Annotated in this window: 14 protein-coding genes and 1 pseudogene; 10 read left to right on the forward strand and 5 right to left on the reverse strand. The window is 72.4% G+C overall.

The window, feature by feature from the left end; all coding sequences use genetic code 11:
- Positions 1-25 precede the first annotated feature (25 nt).
- The 3 genes from ACQPXS_RS06555 (at position 26) to ACQPXS_RS06565 (ending at position 4,779) form a co-directional block, all read left to right on the forward strand.
- Positions 26-1,390, forward strand: a complete 1,365-nt coding sequence (locus ACQPXS_RS06555) for a maltokinase N-terminal cap-like domain-containing protein (RefSeq protein WP_356306788.1) — start codon at positions 26-28, stop codon at positions 1,388-1,390.
- Between the two features lie 4 nt (positions 1,391-1,394).
- On the forward strand, positions 1,395-3,596 hold the full coding sequence (gene glgB / locus ACQPXS_RS06560) for a 1,4-alpha-glucan branching enzyme (RefSeq protein ID WP_433447839.1): 2,202 nt from the start codon (positions 1,395-1,397) through the stop codon (positions 3,594-3,596).
- A gap of 94 nt (positions 3,597-3,690) precedes the next feature.
- Positions 3,691-4,779 (forward strand): glutamate--cysteine ligase 2, encoded by a 1,089-nt coding sequence (locus ACQPXS_RS06565; RefSeq protein ID WP_433447841.1) that lies wholly within the window; start codon positions 3,691-3,693, stop codon positions 4,777-4,779.
- A gap of 10 nt (positions 4,780-4,789) precedes the next feature.
- Here the strand turns inward: ACQPXS_RS06565 and ACQPXS_RS06570 are convergent, their stop codons facing one another.
- Positions 4,790-5,023 carry a DUF6480 family protein gene (locus tag ACQPXS_RS06570; RefSeq protein ID WP_351812564.1) on the reverse strand — a complete coding sequence of 78 codons (234 nt, stop codon included), beginning with the start codon at positions 5,021-5,023 and terminating at the stop codon, positions 4,790-4,792.
- 150 nt (positions 5,024-5,173) lie between these two features.
- Here ACQPXS_RS06570 and ACQPXS_RS06575 point away from each other — a divergent pair, with 150 nt between their 5' ends.
- From ACQPXS_RS06575 to ACQPXS_RS06595, 5 genes and pseudogenes are all read left to right on the forward strand, one after another.
- Positions 5,174-7,072, forward strand: coding sequence for an AMP-dependent synthetase/ligase (locus ACQPXS_RS06575; RefSeq protein WP_433447843.1), 1,899 nt, complete (start codon positions 5,174-5,176; stop codon positions 7,070-7,072).
- Positions 7,073-7,235: 163 nt separating this feature from the next.
- Positions 7,236-7,670 (forward strand): ATP-binding protein, encoded by a 435-nt coding sequence (locus ACQPXS_RS06580; RefSeq protein WP_433447845.1) that lies wholly within the window; start codon positions 7,236-7,238, stop codon positions 7,668-7,670.
- 202 nt (positions 7,671-7,872) lie between these two features.
- Positions 7,873-9,249, forward strand: coding sequence for an NAD(P)/FAD-dependent oxidoreductase (locus ACQPXS_RS06585; protein ID WP_433447847.1), 1,377 nt, complete (start codon positions 7,873-7,875; stop codon positions 9,247-9,249).
- Between the two features lie 3 nt (positions 9,250-9,252).
- Positions 9,253-9,444 (forward strand): annotated as a pseudogene (locus ACQPXS_RS06590) (DUF4287 domain-containing protein); the annotation flags it as partial.
- 96 nt (positions 9,445-9,540) lie between these two features.
- Entirely contained in the window at positions 9,541-11,763 is a 2,223-nt protein-coding gene (locus ACQPXS_RS06595) for an FUSC family protein (RefSeq protein WP_433455733.1), read from the forward strand.
- Positions 11,764-11,782: 19 nt separating this feature from the next.
- On the opposite strand, the gene ACQPXS_RS06600 is transcribed toward ACQPXS_RS06595, so the two are convergent.
- Both ACQPXS_RS06600 and ACQPXS_RS06605 read right to left on the reverse strand, forming a co-directional pair.
- Positions 11,783-12,637 (reverse strand): SigB/SigF/SigG family RNA polymerase sigma factor, encoded by an 855-nt coding sequence (locus tag ACQPXS_RS06600; protein ID WP_433447849.1) that lies wholly within the window; start codon positions 12,635-12,637, stop codon positions 11,783-11,785.
- Positions 12,638-12,870: 233 nt separating this feature from the next.
- Positions 12,871-13,302, reverse strand: coding sequence for an ATP-binding protein (locus ACQPXS_RS06605; protein WP_433447851.1), 432 nt, complete (start codon positions 13,300-13,302; stop codon positions 12,871-12,873).
- 122 nt (positions 13,303-13,424) lie between these two features.
- Between ACQPXS_RS06605 and ACQPXS_RS06610 the strand changes: the two genes are divergently transcribed.
- Entirely contained in the window at positions 13,425-13,667 is a 243-nt protein-coding gene (locus ACQPXS_RS06610; RefSeq protein WP_351812582.1) for a hypothetical protein, read from the forward strand.
- Positions 13,668-13,945: 278 nt separating this feature from the next.
- The gene (locus tag ACQPXS_RS06615; RefSeq protein ID WP_356306767.1) at positions 13,946-14,404 is read left to right on the forward strand and encodes a cyclic nucleotide-binding domain-containing protein; all 459 of its coding nucleotides are present in this window, start codon (positions 13,946-13,948) and stop codon (positions 14,402-14,404) included.
- A 1-nt stretch (position 14,405) separates the two neighbouring features.
- On the opposite strand, the gene ACQPXS_RS06620 is transcribed toward ACQPXS_RS06615, so the two are convergent.
- A complete protein-coding gene (locus ACQPXS_RS06620) occupies positions 14,406-15,701 on the reverse strand; it encodes an MFS transporter (RefSeq protein ID WP_351812588.1) in 1,296 nt (431 codons plus the stop codon).
- A gap of 108 nt (positions 15,702-15,809) precedes the next feature.
- Positions 15,810-16,427 carry a LysE/ArgO family amino acid transporter gene (locus ACQPXS_RS06625; RefSeq protein ID WP_433447855.1) on the reverse strand — a complete coding sequence of 206 codons (618 nt, stop codon included), beginning with the start codon at positions 16,425-16,427 and terminating at the stop codon, positions 15,810-15,812.
- Positions 16,428-16,473 lie beyond the last annotated feature (46 nt).

Raw genomic sequence — 16,473 nt, forward strand, 5'->3', positions numbered from 1 at the left:
GGCGCCGAGGAAAGGACGCGTCACCATGCCGAAGACCATCACCGTCCGACCGAGAACGGCCGTCGGCCTCGACGGGCCCCTGGTCTCGTTGGGTGGGCTGCTGCGCCAGTGGCTGCCGAGGCAACGCTGGTTCGCGGGCAAGGACCGGCCCGTCACCGATCTGACCGTGCTCTCCGTGACCGAGCTGTTCCCGGGATGTCTGCATCTGCTGGTGCACGCCTCGCACGCGCCCGTGCCCACGCCGGGCGGCACTCCCCCGCCCGGCGACTGCTACCAGCTGCTGCTCGGGCTGCGCGAACACCTCGCCCCACGACTGGAGCGAGCGTACCTCGGGCGGGCCGAACAGGGCCCGTTCGCCGGGCTCGCGGTCTACGACGCGCTGCACGACCCCCGCTCGGCGAACCTGCTGCTGGAGCGGCTGCGGCAGCCCGGCGCGGCCGGCCCGCTACGGTTCGACGCCGACCCGGACGCCCATCTGCCCGGCGGTCTGCCGCCGCGCCTGCTGGACGCCGAGCAGTCCAACTCCTCGATCGTGTACGGCGACGCGTACATCCTGAAGGTCTTCCGCCGGATCCAGCCGGGCGTCAACCCGGACCTGGAGGTGACGGCCGCGCTGGCCGCACAGGGGTGCACCCGGGTGCCGGCACCGGTGGCCTGGTTCGGTACGACCGCGCCGGAGCCGGCCACGCTGGGCGTGCTGCAGCCGTTCCTGCCGGACGCGACCGACGGCTGGACGCTGGCGCTGCGCGCGCTCGCCGCCGGCGACGACTTCACCGCCGAGGCCCGGGAACTGGGCCGAGCCATGGCCGAGGTGCACCTCGCGCTGGCCGGGGCGTTCCCGTCGGCCGGGCCGGGCGAGAACGGCCGTACGGCCGAGGCGATGTGCGCACGGCTGGACGCGGCCGCGCACGCCGTTCCGGCGCTGCTGCCCTTCGTACCGGGGCTGCGGGCCGCGTTCGGGGCGCTGGCCACCTGCGACTCCGGGCCGCCCGCCCAGCGCATCCACGGCGATCTGCACCTCGGGCAGGTGCTGCGGGCCGGCCGCGACTGGTTCGTGATCGACTTCGAGGGCGAGCCGTCCCGGCCGCTCGCCGAGCGGTGTGTTCCGCAGTCCCCGGTGCGGGACGTGGCGGGGATGCTTCGCTCCTTCGACTACGCGGCCCGGCAGCGCCGCCCCTGGCGACCCGAATGGGCGCGCCGCTGCCGGGAGGCGTTCTGCGCGGGCTACGCGGCCCGTGCCGGCTGGGATCCACGCAAGAAGCACGCGCTGCTGCGCGCGCACGAGACGGACAGGGCGGTCTACGAGGTGCTGTACGAGGCAAGACACCGGCCCGACTGGCTGCCGGTACCGATGGCGGCGATCAAGCGGCTCGCCGTGTGGGGAGGATGACGTCATGGCTCTGCGCGACACCTCGCTCCCCGAGGCCGCCGGCCGCGCGCCGGCCCGGGCCCTGCCCCTCGACGCGGCCGATCGCGGCCGATTGCTCGGCGGCGCCCACCACGATCCGCACGCCCTGCTCGGCGCCCACCCGGTGCCGGGCGGCACCCTGTTCCGGGCGCTGCGCCCGAACGCGCGCGCGGTGCACGTGGTGGTCGACGGAATGCGCAGCCCCCTGTGCTCGGAGGGCGACGGCCTCTTCGCGGCGGTCCTGCCGTACCCGGAGATCCCGTCGTACACGCTCCTGGTGACCTACGACGACGCCGAGCAGGAGGTGCACGACCCGTACCGCTTCCTGCCCGCCCTCGGCGAGCTGGACCTGCATCTGATCCGGGAGGGCCGGCACGAACAGCTCTGGCAGGCGCTCGGCGCGGAGCCGATGACCCACCAGGGCGTGACCGGCACCCGTTTCACCGTGTGGGCGCCCAACGCCCAGGGGGTGCGGGTGGCCGGGGACTTCACGTACTGGGATGGCACGCAGTACCCGATGCGGTCGCTCGGCGCGTCGGGTGTGTGGGAGCTGTTCCTGCCCGGGATCGGCGAGGGCGCCCGCTACAAGTTCGAGATCACCTCGCGCTACGGCCATCGCTTCCTCAAGGCCGACCCGATGGCGCGGTGCACGGAGACGCCGCCGGACACCGCGTCGGTCGTCACGGTCTCGCGGCACGAGTGGGGCGACGCGGAGTGGATGGCGCACCGGGGTGACAGGCCCGTGCACCAGGCGCCGTTCTCGGTGTACGAGGTCCATCTGCCGTCGTGGCGGCCGGGACTGACGTATCGGCAGCTGGCCGACGAACTGCCTCCCTACGTCAAGGAGATGGGCTTCACGCACGTCGAGCTGATGCCGGTCGCCGGTCATCCGTTCAGCGGCTCCTGGGGCTACCAGGTCACCTCCTACTACGCGCCGACGCCCCGCCTCGGCTCCCCGGACGACTTCAGGTACCTGGTGGACGCGCTGCACCGGGCCGGCATCGGTGTGATCATGGACTGGGTGCCGGCGCACTTCCCCAAGGACGACTGGGCGCTGGCCCGGTTCGACGGGGATCCGCTGTACGAACCCGGGAACGCCACGCGTGCCGAGCATCCGGACTGGGGCACGTACGAGTTCGACTTCGGCCGCACCGAGGTGCGCAACTTCCTCGTCGCCAACGCGGTGTACTGGTGCCAGGAGTTCCACATCGACGGGCTGCGCGTGGACGCCGTCGCCTCGATGCTCTACCTCGACTACTCGCGGGACTCCGGCCAGTGGGAGCCGAACGTCTTCGGCGGGCGGGAGGACCTGGACGCGGTCGCCTTCCTGCAGGAGATGAACGCCACCGTCTACCGGCGCTGTCCCGGAGTCGTGACCATCGCCGAGGAGTCCACCGCCTGGGACGGGGTGACCCGGCCGACGGACAGCGGCGGGCTCGGCTTCGGCCTGAAGTGGAACATGGGCTGGATGCACGACTCGCTGCAGTACATCCAGAAGGAGCCGGTGCACCGCAAGTACCACCACAACGAGATGACCTTCTCGATGGTGTACGCCTACAGCGAGAACTATGTGCTGCCGATCTCCCACGACGAGGTGGTGCACGGCAAGCAGGCGCTGGTGTCGAAGATGCCCGGCGACTGGTGGCAGCGGCGGGCCACCCACCGCGCCTACCTGGGCTTCATGTGGGCCCATCCGGGCAAACAGCTGTTGTTCATGGGACAGGAGTTCGCCCAGGGGGCCGAGTGGTCCGAGACGCACGGCCCCGAGTGGTGGCTGCTGGACGACGACTACCACTCCGCCGGGGACCACCGCGGCGTGCGGGATCTGGTACGGGACCTGAACGCCGTGTACCGGGCGACGCCGGCGCTGTGGCAGCGGGACTCCGACCCGGGCGGGTTCCGGTGGGTGCTCTGCGACGCGGCCGACGACAACGTCTTCGCGTTCCTGCGCTTCGCGGCCGACGGCTCCCCGCTGCTCGCGGTGTCGAACTTCTCCCCGGTCGTCCGGCACGACTACCGGCTGTGGGTCGGCGAAGAGATCCCCGCCTGGCAGGAGGAGCTGAACACCGACGACGTCCGCTACGGCGGCAGCGGGGTCGGCGACGCGGGGCTGATGAAGCCCGAGGACGGGTTCCTGAAGCTCACACTGCCGCCGCTCGCGACGGTCTGGCTGACGCCGGAGCACTGAAAACCAGGTGTCGGCGGCCCGCCCAGGGGCAGTCGGGGGTCGTAACAGAGCCTCGACTGCCCGTCGTGGCGTGGACACGGAAGGGTGGCACCAGGTGCGCACCGTGGGAGTGGAGGAGGAACTCCTTCTGGTCGACCCGGACAGCGGCGAACCGAAGGCGCTGGCGGCGGCCGTCCTCGCCCGGGTCGCCCACGACGATCCGGGGCAGAGCGTCTTCGAGAAGGAGCTGTTCCGGCAGATGCTGGAGTTCGCCACGCATCCGCAGGCGAACATGGCGGACCTCGGCGAGGAGATCGTGCGCTGCCGCAAGGAGGCGGCGCGGCACGCCGGGGAGCTGGGCTGCGCGGTCGCGGCGCTGGCCACCTCTCCCCTGCCGGTCAGCCCCTCCCTCAGCGTGAACGACCGCTACCAGTGGCTGGCCGAGCATTACGGGATACCGACCTGGGAGCAGCTGGTGTGCGGCTGCCATGTGCACGTGTGCGTGGAGTCCGACGAGGAGGGCATCGCCGTCCTCGACCGGATCCGGGCATGGCTCCCGGTGCTCCGTGCGATCAGTGCGAACTCGCCGTTCTGGCAGGGACGGGACACGAGCTACGCCAGCTATCGCAGCCGGGTGTGGAACCGCTGGCCGTCGGCCGGGCCGACCGAGCCGTTCGAGTCGGCCGAGCGGTATCACCGGCGGGTGGCGGACATGGTGGCCACCGGTGCCCTGCTGGACAACAGGATGGTCTACTTCGACGCGCGGCTGTCCGTGCGCTACCCGACCGTGGAGGTCCGGGTGGCCGACGTGTGCCTCGGCGCGGAAACCGCCGTGCTGATCGCTACGCTGACCCGCGCGCTCGTGGAGACGGCCGCCCGGGACTGGCGGGCGGGCCGGCCGGCGCCCGGCCACAGCGTGAGCCTGCTGCGGCTCGCCGACTGGCAGGCCGCCCGGTTCGGCCTGGAGGAGAACCTGCTCGACCCGGCGACCATGCGGCCCGAGCCCGCCTCGCAGGTGCTGCGCTCGCTGCTCGCCCACACCGGGGACGCGCTCACCGCCACCGGCGACGCCGAGCGCGCCGAACAGGGCATCACGGAGCTGCTGCGGCGCGGCAACGGTGCGCGCGAGCAGCGCATGCTGCTGGAGCACGGCGGCGACCTCAGGGACGTCGTCACCGAGTGCGTCCGGCGTACCCAGAGCTGACCGCCCGAGGTCAGACGATCAGCACCAGGGCGTACACCAGGAAGAACAGCGCGACCAGCGCGACGACGACGAGGATCAGCGTCAGCGGCGCCTTGGCCCAGCCCCGGGTCGGGTTGTGCGTCTCGCGGGGCCCGGCCTCGGGCATGCTGCTCTCGGCCGGCGGCGTCTCGCCGGGCGGTACCGAGCCGCCGGGCTCCAGCCCGGTGGTCCGCTCGGGTTCCGGATCGGGGTTCACATGACTCATGTCTGCCGAGTCCCCAGGACACGCCCGCATCATCAGTCGATCACGACTTCCACGTTCCCGGCACCGAATGCGGTCCGCTGGGCTACATTCGAGCACCGCCGACACTGAGCCGATCGGCGGTGTGACCCTCTGTACATCCAGGAGCAGCGCATGCGCGACGTCGCCCTCGCTCCCGCCGTTGCCCCGCCGCTCACCGGCGGCCTCGCCGACAGCGTCTTCGACACCGCGGAGCGCAGTCCCACCCTGCCGGTGCTCGCCCATCGCGTGGATTCCGCCGCCACCGTGTGGCGGGAGGTGACCGCCGTCGAGCTGCGCGACGAGGTGGTCGACCTGGCCAAGGGGCTGATCGCCGCCGGGATCTCCCCCGGCCACCGGGTGGCCCTGATGTCCCGCACCCGCTACGAGTGGACGGTGTTCAGCCATGCGCTGTGGGCCGTGGGCGCCGAGGTCGTGCCGATCCATCCGGCGTCCTCGCGGGACCAGGTCGAGTGGATCCTGCGGGACGCCGGCTGTGTGGCCGTGGTCGTGGAGGACGAACAGGGCGTCATGACCGTCGGCACGGTGTGCGCCCGGCTGCCGCGGCTGCGCCACGTCTGGCAGCTGGACGCGGGCGCGCTGCCCGAACTCGTCGAGCAGGGCGCGCTGGTGCCGTACACCACGGTGGAGTCGCTGCGCCGGATCGTGCTGCCGGACGCCACCGCGGCGGTCGTCTACACCTCCGGCACCTCCGGCCGTCCCCAGGGCTGCGCGCTCAGCCACCGGGGCCTGGCCTATCCCTGCGACACGTACCTGGCCGGCTGGAAGCACACGGCGGCTCCGCCCGGCGAGCAGCCGTCCGTGCTGGCGTTTCTGCCGTTCTCCCATGTGTACGGCCTGATGATCATGCTGGTGTGTGTGCGCGGCGGCGTCCTGATGGCGCACGAGCCGGAGCTGACCGAGGCGTCGCTGGCCTCGGCGCTGACCACGTTCCGGCCGACGTATCTGTACGGCGTGCCGTCGGTGTTCGAGAGGCTCTACAAGAAGTTCCTGCAGGCGGCCGAACAGGCGGGCCGGGGTGCCCTGTTCGAGCGGGCGGCGCAGACCGCGCGGGACTTCGCCCAGGCACAGGAGCGCCACCGGCTGGGCGCCGGGCCGGGGCCCGGGTTCGAGCTGAGGCTGCAACACGCCCTGTACGAGCGGACGGTGTACCGCAGGCTGCGCGCGGCGCTCGGCGGACGCGTGGTGCGCGGCACGTCCGGCGGTTCCTCGCTGAACCGCGAACTGAACCTGTTCTACGAGGGCATCGGGGTGTACATCCACGACGGGTACGGCCTCACCGAGGTCTCCGGGGGGATCACCATGCAGCCGCTCGGCCGGGAGAAGTCCGGTACGGTCGGCCGGCCGCTGCCGGGCACCGAGGTCCAGGTGGCCGACGACGGGGAGATCCTGGTGCGCGGCCCGTCGGTGTTCCAGGGCTATGTCGGCGACGAGACGGCGACGCGGGCCGCGCTGCGCGGCGGCTGGCTGGCCACCGGGGACATCGGGCGGCTGGACTCCGAGGGGTATCTGACGATCACCGGGCGCAAGAAGGACGTCATCGTCACCAGCGGCGGCAAGAGCGTCGCCCCGGCGCCCCTGGAGCAGCGGCTCCGTATGCATCCGCTGGTCCACCAGGCGGTCGTGATCGGCGACGACCGGCCGTGCGTCGGCGCCCTGATCACCCTGGACCCGGACTTCCTCGCGCACTGGCGGGGCTCCCTGGCGCTCCAGGGCGACGGTCAGGGCCGGGAGAGCCGTGAGGAGAACGCACTGCGGGAGGAGATCGCGCGGGCCGTCGCCTCCGCCAACAGCGCCGTCTCCCGCGCGGAGTCCATCCGGGTCTACCGTGTGCTCCCGGAGCCGTTCGCGCTGGACAACGGACTGCTCACCCCGTCGCTGAAGCTGCGCCGGGACGCCATCGTGCGGCACTACGCCGCCGAGATCGACGCGATGTACCAGGCGCGGTCCCGGGCGGCGCGTCTCGCGCAGGAGCCGGCGGAGTGGGACGAGCCGGACGATGTCTTCCGCTGACGTCCACACCGGGTGGGGGTATCCGCAGGGGCGCGGGCCGGGGCGGACGGATATCCGGCCCGGGGGCGGGAACTCGCAGGCACAGAATGAGATCAGCACCGACAGCCGTCCTGGCCGGAGGGCCCCGCCACGCCCCCGACCGCCCAGGACCGGGGATTGCGAGATGGCGACGCAGCCACGTGGGGACGACACACCGCCCTCGGAGGACGGGTACGAGCGCACCTTCTCCTTCGCGGGTGAGTTGCGCAACGTCACGGAGGCCCGGCTCGCCGCGGAGGACTTCCTCTGCGCGCTCGCCACCCAGGCGCCGCCCGCCGCGCCCGAGTACTGGGACGACATACTGCTGGTCGTGACGGAGCTGGCCGCCAACGTGATCCAGTACGCGCCCGGGCCGTTCGGTCTGCGGATGCGCCGCACCTTCGACGGCGTGCACGTGACGATGCACGACACGAGCACCATCAAGCCCGAACCGCGGCCCTTCCAGCCGCGCACGGGCGGCGGCGGCATCGGCTGGCACCTGGTGCACACGTTGTGCACGCAGGTCAGCGTCGTCGTCGACGACGAGGGCAAGGACATCCACGTGTTCCTGCCCTGGTGACGGCGGCGTGTGTACGACGTGTATCTGTGCGACAACCGGTTACTCCATCCCTGGGCGGGGGCATGCTGGTGCCCATGCGTTCGTCTGCCTGCCGCGCCTGGCTGGCGGAAGGACTCGGGGCACGGTGGGATCAAAGGTGGCGCGCACCGGTCCAGGGCAAACGAACGGCGTCGAGTCGGACCGCCCGGAGCCGCAGAAAGGGATGAACACCGTGACACGACCCAGGATCCTGGTGGTTGGCGCAGGCTTCGCCGGAGTTGCGTGCGTGCGCCGCCTGGAGCGGAAACTCGCTCCCGCCGAGGCCGACGTCACCCTGGTGACGCCGTACTCCTACCAGCTGTATCTCCCCCTGCTGCCCCAGGTCGCCTCCGGCGTGCTGACGCCGCAGTCGATCGCCCTGAGCCTGCGCCGCAGCAAGAAGTACCGCACCCGGATCATCCCGGGCGGCGCGATCGGTGTGGACCTGAGGTCGAAGGTGTGCGTCGTCCGCACCATCACCGACAAGATCGTCAACGAGCCCTACGACTACATCGTGCTGGCGCCGGGCAGCGTGACCCGCACCTTCGACATCCCGGGGCTGACCGAGCACGCCTTCGGGATGAAGACCCTGGCCGAGGCCGCGTACATCCGCGACCACGTCATCTCGCAGCTCGACCTCGCGGACGCCAGCGACGACCCGGCGGAGCGGGCCGCGCGGCTGCAGTTCGTAGTGGTGGGCGGCGGATACGCCGGCACCGAGACCGCCGCCTGTCTGCAACGGCTGACGCACGCCGCCGTGCAGCGCTACCCGCGCCTGGATCCCGGCCTGATCAAGTGGCATCTGATCGACATCGCGCCCAAGCTGATGCCGGAGCTGGGCGAGAAGCTGGGCCGCAGCGCGCAGGAGATCCTGGGGCGGCGCGGCATCGAGGTGTCGCTGGGCGTGTCGATCGACAAGGCCGGCGCGGAGGAGGTCACCTTCACCGACGGCCGGGTGGTGCCGACGCACACGCTGATCTGGACGGCCGGCGTGGTCGCCAGCCCGCTGATCGCCACGCTCGGCGCGGAGACGGTCCGCGGCCGGCTGGCGGTGACCGCCGAGATGTGTCTCCCGGGTCACGACGGCGTGTTCGCGCTCGGGGACGCGGCCGCCGTGCCCGACGAGGCCAAGGGCGAGCCGGGCGCGATCTGCCCGCCCACCGCGCAGCACGCCATGCGCCAGGGCAAGAAGGTCGCCGACAACGTCATCGCGACGCTGCGGGCGCAGCCGCTGACGCCGTACGTGCACCACGACCTGGGCCTGGTCGTCGACCTCGGCGGCAAGGACGCGGTGTCCAAGCCGCTCGGCGTCGAACTGCGCGGGTTGCCGGCCCAGGCGGTGGCCCGCGGCTACCACTGGTCGGCGCTGCGTACCAATGTCGCCAAGACCCGGGTGATGACCAACTGGCTGCTGAACGCGGTCGCCGGCGACGATTTCGTCCGCACCGGGTTCCAGGCCCGCAAGCCGGCCCGGCTGAAGGACTTCGAGTTCACCGACGCGTATCTGACCCCGGAACAGGTGCGGGCGCGGGTCGAGAGCGGGGCGGCGGGAAGTCCGTGATGTGAGGGCCCGGCGAGCTGCTTGCCCTCGATCGAGAGGACGTACGGCCGTCCGGTCGCCGAGTGGCAGGAGCTGATCCGCTCCTCGCCGCTGACGCGGCACATGGAGCTGGTCGGCCGGCTCGAGTCCGAGCACGGTCTCGGGCCCGGACACGCCAATGCCCTGGTGGCCGCCACCCTCGCCGAGGGCAGGTAGTCCGCACCGTCGTGCGATGCTGGGTCGGAGATCGATTTCTGGCACGGGAGAGAGCGCGGCGGCGTGAGCACAGCGGGACGGTCTGGGCGGGTGCGGATGTGGGACAGGCTCGCGGCGTACGATCCCGGACTGCTGCGGCTCACCGCGGGACTGCGCACGGTCACCGCGATCGCGCTCACCCTCGCCGTCCTGGCCGCCCTGCGGGTGCCGGTGCCCCAACTGGTCGCCGGTGCCATGGCGGCGATGGTGTCGACCTTCGCCATCCGGGAGAAGCAGCGCTCGGCGCAGGCGGTGACGCTCGCGCTCGGCCTGCCGGTGGCGCTGGCGTCGGTGTCGCTGGGCACGCTGCTGAACCAACGGGTCGTCGTCGGGGACCTGTTCTTCGTCGTCCTCATCGTCTGTGCCGTCTACAGCCGCCGGTTCGGCGACCGCGGCACGGCGCTCGGCCTGATCGGCTTTCAGATCTACTTCCTCTCCCTGTTCGTGCGCGCGACCACCGCGGCGCTGCCCGCGCTGTACGGGGTCATCTGCGTGGCCTTCGCATGCAGTGCCGCCGCGCGCTTCGTGCTGCTGCCGCAGACCCCGGCGGGCACCCTGGACCGGCTGCGGCGGGCGTTCCGCGCCCGGCTCGCGCAGCTGATCGCCGTCCAGACCGAGTTGCTGGACGCCGGGCCGGACGAGGTGGACAAGGTCCTGGACGATCTGCGCACCGCCACCGCGCGGCTGCACGAGACGGCGCTGCTGATCCAGGGGCGGCTGGAGGACGGCACCTCCGACGCGGCGGTGGCCCGGCTGCTGCAGCGCCGGGTCGCGGACGCCGAGATCGCCTCCGAGCGGCTCGGGCTGCTGCTGCTCACCGCGCGCAGCGCCGAGCGGACCAACACCCTCACCCTGCATCTGCCGGGCGCCGCGCTGCCCTCCGGCGGGGAGCTGCCGGTGCGGGACGAGGCCGCGACGGCGCTGCGCCGGGATCTGCAGGCGCTGCGGCTGCTGATGCTGCGGCCGGTCGGCGAGGCCCGGGGCAGCGCGCTCGCCCAGGTGCGCAACCGGCTGCTCGGCTACCGCGAGGAGGAGAACCTGCCCGAGGCCTCGCCGGCCGTGCAGGACGTCTTCCGCGGGCTCGGCGAGGCGGCCCGGGCCGCGCTGGGTCTGCGGGTCGCGCTGGACGGGCCGCAGGACGAGTCCGACGACACCCCGGCGACGGCCCGCTCGCGCGAGGAGCTGGACGCGGAGGACGCCGCGATCGAGGCGGGCGAGGAGGCCGAGGCCGAGGAGCCGGGGCCGAGCGGTCTGAAGCGGCCCACGACACGGGCCGCGGTCCAGGTGGGCGTCGGCTCCTTGCTGGCCATCGCGGGCGGCGAACTGCTGTCCGGCCAGCGCTGGTACTGGGCGGTGCTGACCTGCTGGATCGTGTTCATCAACACCGCCTCGACGGGCGAGATCCTGGTGAAGGGCTACCGGCGGCTGGTGGGCACGGTCCTCGGCGTGGTGGCCGGCATCGTGCTCGCCGGTCTGGTCGGGCACCACACCTGGACGGCGTTCGGCCTGGTGCTGTTGTTCATTTTCGCGATGTTCTACACCGCGCCCCTGTCGTACACGCTGATGTCGTTCTTCGTCACGGCGATGCTGGGGCTGCTGTACACGCTGCTGAACACCTACAGCATGTCGGTGCTGGTGCTGCGGGTGGAGGAGACGGCGCTCGGCGCGGCCTGCGGGGTGATCGCGGCGGCGGTGGTGCTGCCGGTCCACACCGACCGCCGTACGAACGAACTCCTCGTCACGGTCCTGGACCGGCTCGCCGAGGTCACCCGGGCCGCCGTCGACCAGTTGAGCGGCGGGGCGGGTGCCGATCTGGTGGAGCAGGCGCGCGATCTGGACCAGGCTCTGGCCGATCTGCGCGGGGCCACCCAGCCGCTGACCCATCCGATCACCCCGCTGCGCTCGCGCCGGGACACCGCGCGGTACGTGGTGGCGCTGCTGGAGACCTGCGCCTACCACGGGCGCTCGCTCGCGGCCACGGCCGAGTTGCTGCCGACGCACCCGTCGATCGCCGCCGATCCCCGGCTGCGCGGGGCGGGCGCGCGGATCGTGCACAACATCGAGGCGATCGCCGCGCATGTCGCCGACCCGCGGGCCACGGCGAAGATCGAGACCGGCCCCAGCATCGCCTCGATGCTGGAGCCGGGAACTCTGCGCACCCCGCGTTACGGCCGGGTCACCGACCGGGTGCTGCGCCATCTGCAGCGGCTGGACGAGGCGGTCTCGGGCCTGGCCCGGCCGCTGGGCCTCACCACCGGCGCGGAGCGGCCGACGAGGTGACGGTCCGTCGGCCGTGCGCTCATGCCGGGTCCGCGCCGCACGCGCGCCGGCCCATGGCCTCGTCGCGGACCCGGGCGCAGCTGCGGCTGATCAGCCGGGAGACGTGCATCTGGGAGATGCCCAGGCGGTCGGCAATCCGGCTCTGTGTCATGTCCTCGAAGAACCGCATGTAGAGGATGGCCCGTTCCCGCTCGGGCAGCCGGCGCAGCCCCTCCTTGGCGGCCTCGCGGTCGACCACGACGTCGTAGGAGGTGTCCGTCGCCCCGAGGGTGTCGGCGAGGCTGTAGCCGTCGTCGCCAGTGGACAGTTCGGCGTCCAGGGACAGGGTGCTGAAGCTCTCCAGCGCCTCCAGGCCCGCGCCGACCTCCTCCTCGGTGAGTCCGGTGTGTGCGGCCAGGGCGGCGAGGGTGGGTTCGGGGCTGCCGGGGTGCTGGGCGAGCTCGCGCCGGGCCACGCGCACCCGGTTGCGCAGTTCCTGCACCCGGCGCGGCACCCTCAGGGCCCACATCCGGTCCCGGAAGTGGCGCTTGACCTCGCCGGTGATGGTGGGTACGGCGTAGCTCTCGAAGGCCCCGCGGGACGGGTCGAAGCGGTCGACGGCCTTGACCAGGCCGAGGGCGGCCACCTGCCGCAGGTCCTCGACGGACTCGCCCCGGTCGCGGAAGCGGCCGGCGATCCGGTGGGCCATGGGCAGCCAGGCGGCGACGAGTTCGTCGCGTACGGCGTCCCGCTCGGGGCCGTCGTCCAGCTCCGCCAGCCGGGTGAACAGCTGCGCGGTGTCGGGGGCGTCGTCGTGGGACCGCCGCGCGGGAGCGGCGGCGGCCGGGTCCGTGGTGGGCGTGCCGGGACGGGTTGTCGACATGTCGGTCAGCATGCGGAATCGCTCCCGAACGTGGTTTCAGGGCACACGGCCGCAAGAGGCTTTCTGGGCCGGGCCCGAACGGTGGTGTCAGGGTTCGCCGCGGGTCGGTCGCCCGGTCCGCCGAGAGGGGGACTCGGGCGCTCGTACGGTTCCTGCCGGGCGCGCGCCTCCGGTCCGAAGCACGAGATTCCGCCTGCCCCTCGCTACGGGGAGCAAACACCCCAAGGGCGGAACTTCCGCACGGCTCAGTGCAGCGGCACGACGGCCGTGATGCGCTTGCCCCCGCAGGGCAACTGCGCCACCCGGATGTCCCGGGACAGGCGGCAGACGATGGGCCAGCCCCGGCCGCCGAGCCGGGTGGGGCCGCGCTCGTCGACCGGCGCGGCGGCCACCGGCAGCTCGTCGCTGTTGTCGCTCACCGACACCCGTACGCCCCCGGAGTCCACGTCGACGTCGAAGCCGGTGATGCCGCCGCCGTGCAGGATGGCGTTGGTGGTGAGCTCCGAGGTGACCAGCAGTGCGTCCTCCATGGTCGCTTCACCGCAGGGGATGGCGCGGGCCCGGCACCGTTCGGCCACCACGCGCTCGACGGTTCTGCGGGCCTCGGCCGGCCGGCACGGCTGGCGACGCGGTTCCCGCAGTGTCGCCGAACAGCTGGTGCGGTGCTTGTCGCGCATCCCTTCCTCCCTGAGCGATGCCCGGGCTGCCGGGTTCCTCCCTTTCGCCTCACCTCATCCGGAGCCGTCAAACGCCGCGCGCTCCCGTGTCATCACCGCGGCCTCGCGGGTACCAGAGGGGTATGACCGATGTCGTGGACGCGGACGAATTGCTGCGGCGCATCCAGCGAGGCCGGGAACACGCGGCCGCGGAGGAGCGGGCGTGGCGGGAACGCGCACAGAACCTGACGGCGACGGATCCGGACGGCGCGCGGGAGGCGACGGCCCGGGCGTGGGCGTTCGAGGCGGTGACACGGGTGCTGGAGGAGATCGTCTGCCCGGGGGGGAGGCCGGTCGGGGCGGAAGGCGTGAAGCAGGTCACGTGACTCGCTACCGATTGGTAGAAAGCCCGGCGGATGGTTTATCATTCATACATACGTGATGCCGGAGGTGACCGGAACCGTCCTTCCTCCCTCCATGGCGTCACCGCAGACGGCCCTGGCTGGCTTCCCCCGTCCAGCCAGGGCTTCTTGCTGCCCGGAAACGGCGGCGAAACCGGGCACGCAGCGGGAAATCCGCGTCCTTCGAGGTGCCCGCAGGGGCGGCAGCGGCTGAAATGGGCTTAGGGAAAGCACCCCCGGACCCTCGGCGAGGAGCCCCGGCCATGACCAAAGCGATAAAACTGCTGACCGCCCTGCCCCAGGCGCAGCGCGAGCGCCTTATGGAACTGGCCAAGGAGGTCTCGTTCCCGGAGGACACCCGCATCTTCGAGGCGGGCGGCACCGCCGACCGGTTCTGGGTGATCCGTTCCGGCGCGGTCCACCTGGACCAGCAGGTCACCTCCCGGCAGCGGGTCACCGTGGCAACGCTCGGCGCGGGCGACATGCTCGGCTGGTCCTGGCTGTTCCCGCCGTACCGGTGGGACTTCGGCGCGGTGGCCTTCACCGACGTACGCGCCTACGAGTTCGACGGGCCCTCGGTGCTCGCGCTGTGCGTGGAGGACCCGCTGCTCGGGCTCTCGCTGGTGCGGACGGTGGCCGAGATCCTCGCCCACCGCCTGGAGACGACCCGGGGCAAGCTGATGGACCAGTACACGACCAAGGGGCGCGGCGGTCTGGTGTGACTCAGATCCGGTAGCGCCGCAGCGCCGGCACCGCGGCGGCCAGGGCCAGCATCACCACGACGACCAGCGCGCCGCCGCCCGCCACCGCGGCGCGCGGGCCGAAGGCCGAGCCGGCCGTGCCGTGCAGCACGTCGGCCAGGCGCGGCCCGCCCGCGACGACCACCGTGAACACGCCCTGCATCCGGCCGCGCATCTCGTCGGTCGCGGCCGACAGCAGGATCGCGCCGCGGAACACCATCGAGACCATGTCGGCGACACCGGCCGCGGCGAGGAAGGCCAGGGCCACCCAGAGGTCGCGGCTCAGCCCGAACCCGGCGATGGCCACGCCCCAGCCGACGACGGCCCCGATGACCATCCAGCCGTGCCGGCGGGCCCGCGAGAACACCCCGGAGAACAGACCGCCGAGCACCGCGCCGACCGGGATGCCGGCGAACAGCACGCCGAGCGCGAGCCCCTCGCCGTAGGAGTGGTACGTCTGCGCCGCGAGCTGCGGGAACAGCGCGCGGGGCATGCCGAGGACCATGGCGACGATGTCGGCGAGGAAGGACAGCAGCAGCACCTTGTGCCGGGAGATGTACCGGAAGCCCGCGGCTATCTCGCGCACCCCGGCCCGGCGGGCGGCCGCGCCGAGCGGTGGCAGCGCGGGCAGCCGGAAGACGGCCCACACGGTCACGCACAGCGCCACGGCGTCGATGAGGTACAGCTCGGGCAGCCCGATGACCGGGATCAGCACACCGGCGAGCAGGGGGCCGGCGACCAGGCCAGTCTGCATCACCGTGGAGCCGAGCGCGTTGGCGGCGGGCAGTTGCCCGGCGGGGACCAGTCGGGCGATGGAGGCGTTGCGGGCCGGGGCGTTGAGGCCGAAGAAGGCCTGCTGGCACGCGAGCAGCACCATGAGGACGGCGACGGAGTCCATCCCGGTGACGGCCTGTGCCCAGAACAGCAGCGAGGTGACCGCGATACCGGTGTTGGTGACCAGCAGCAGCTTGCGGCGGTCCACGGTGTCGGCGACCGCGCCGCCCCACAGCGCGAACGCCACCATGGGCACCAGACCGGCCAGGCTCGCATAGCCGACCCACGCCGAGGAGTGCGTGACGTCGTAGATCTGCTTGGGCACGGCCACGGCGGTGAGCTGGCTGCCGACGGCGGTGACGATGGTCGACGTCCACAGGCGCCGGTAGGCCGGGATGCCCAGCGGACGGGTGTCCATCGCCCAGCGGCGCCAGCCGCGCCGGGGCGGAGCCGCCGCGTCCGTCGCGGCGTCGGGTTCGGTGGTGCTGCTCTCGCTCGTGTCCACGGGTGTCCTGTTGCCGATAGAGGTTGCTCGCTACATCTTTTCGATTCGAGAGCCTAACTATCTCAGCGGACCCTGTGCACACCGAACGGGTTTCGCCGGGCCCCGGTCTCAGGATCCGGCCATGAGCGTGGCCCCCAGCACCAGCATGGTGACGGCGACCAGGCCGTCCAGCACCCGCCACGCCGCTGGGCGGGTCAGGAAGCGGCCGAGCAGCCGGGCACCGAAGCCGAGCGCGGCGAACCAGCACAGGCTGGCGAGCGCGGCGCCGAGCCCGAAGGTCCAGCGCAGCGCGCCCCGGTCGGCGGCGAGGGAGCCGAGCAGGAACACGGTGTCCAGGTAGACGTGCGGGTTCAGCCAGGTCATCGCCAGACAGGTGAGCACCGCCCGGCGCCGGGAGCCCGCGGCCTCCCCCTCGGTGCTCAGTCCGTCCGCACCCGGCCGGAGCACCCTCCGGGCCGCGAGGACGCCGTAGCAGAGCAGGAAGAGACCGCCCACCATCCCCACCGTCCGGACCACGCCCGGCCACGCCACCACGACCGCCCCCACACCGCCGACGCCGAGCGCGATGAGCACCGCGTCGGACAGGGCGCAGATCCCCACCACGGCGAGGACCGCGTCGCGGCGCACCCCCTGCCGCAGGACGAAGGCGTTCTGGGCGCCGATGGCGACGATCAGCGAGAGGCCGGTGCCGAATCCAGCGGCCGCGGCGGTCAGGGCGTGGGTCATGCCCCCGAACCTAGGAAGGCGGCCGAGTCAAGTACAGCTAATGTTT

Source organism: Streptomyces sp. CA-142005, from assembly GCF_050942335.1.
Lineage (GTDB): Bacteria > Actinomycetota > Actinomycetes > Streptomycetales > Streptomycetaceae > Streptomyces.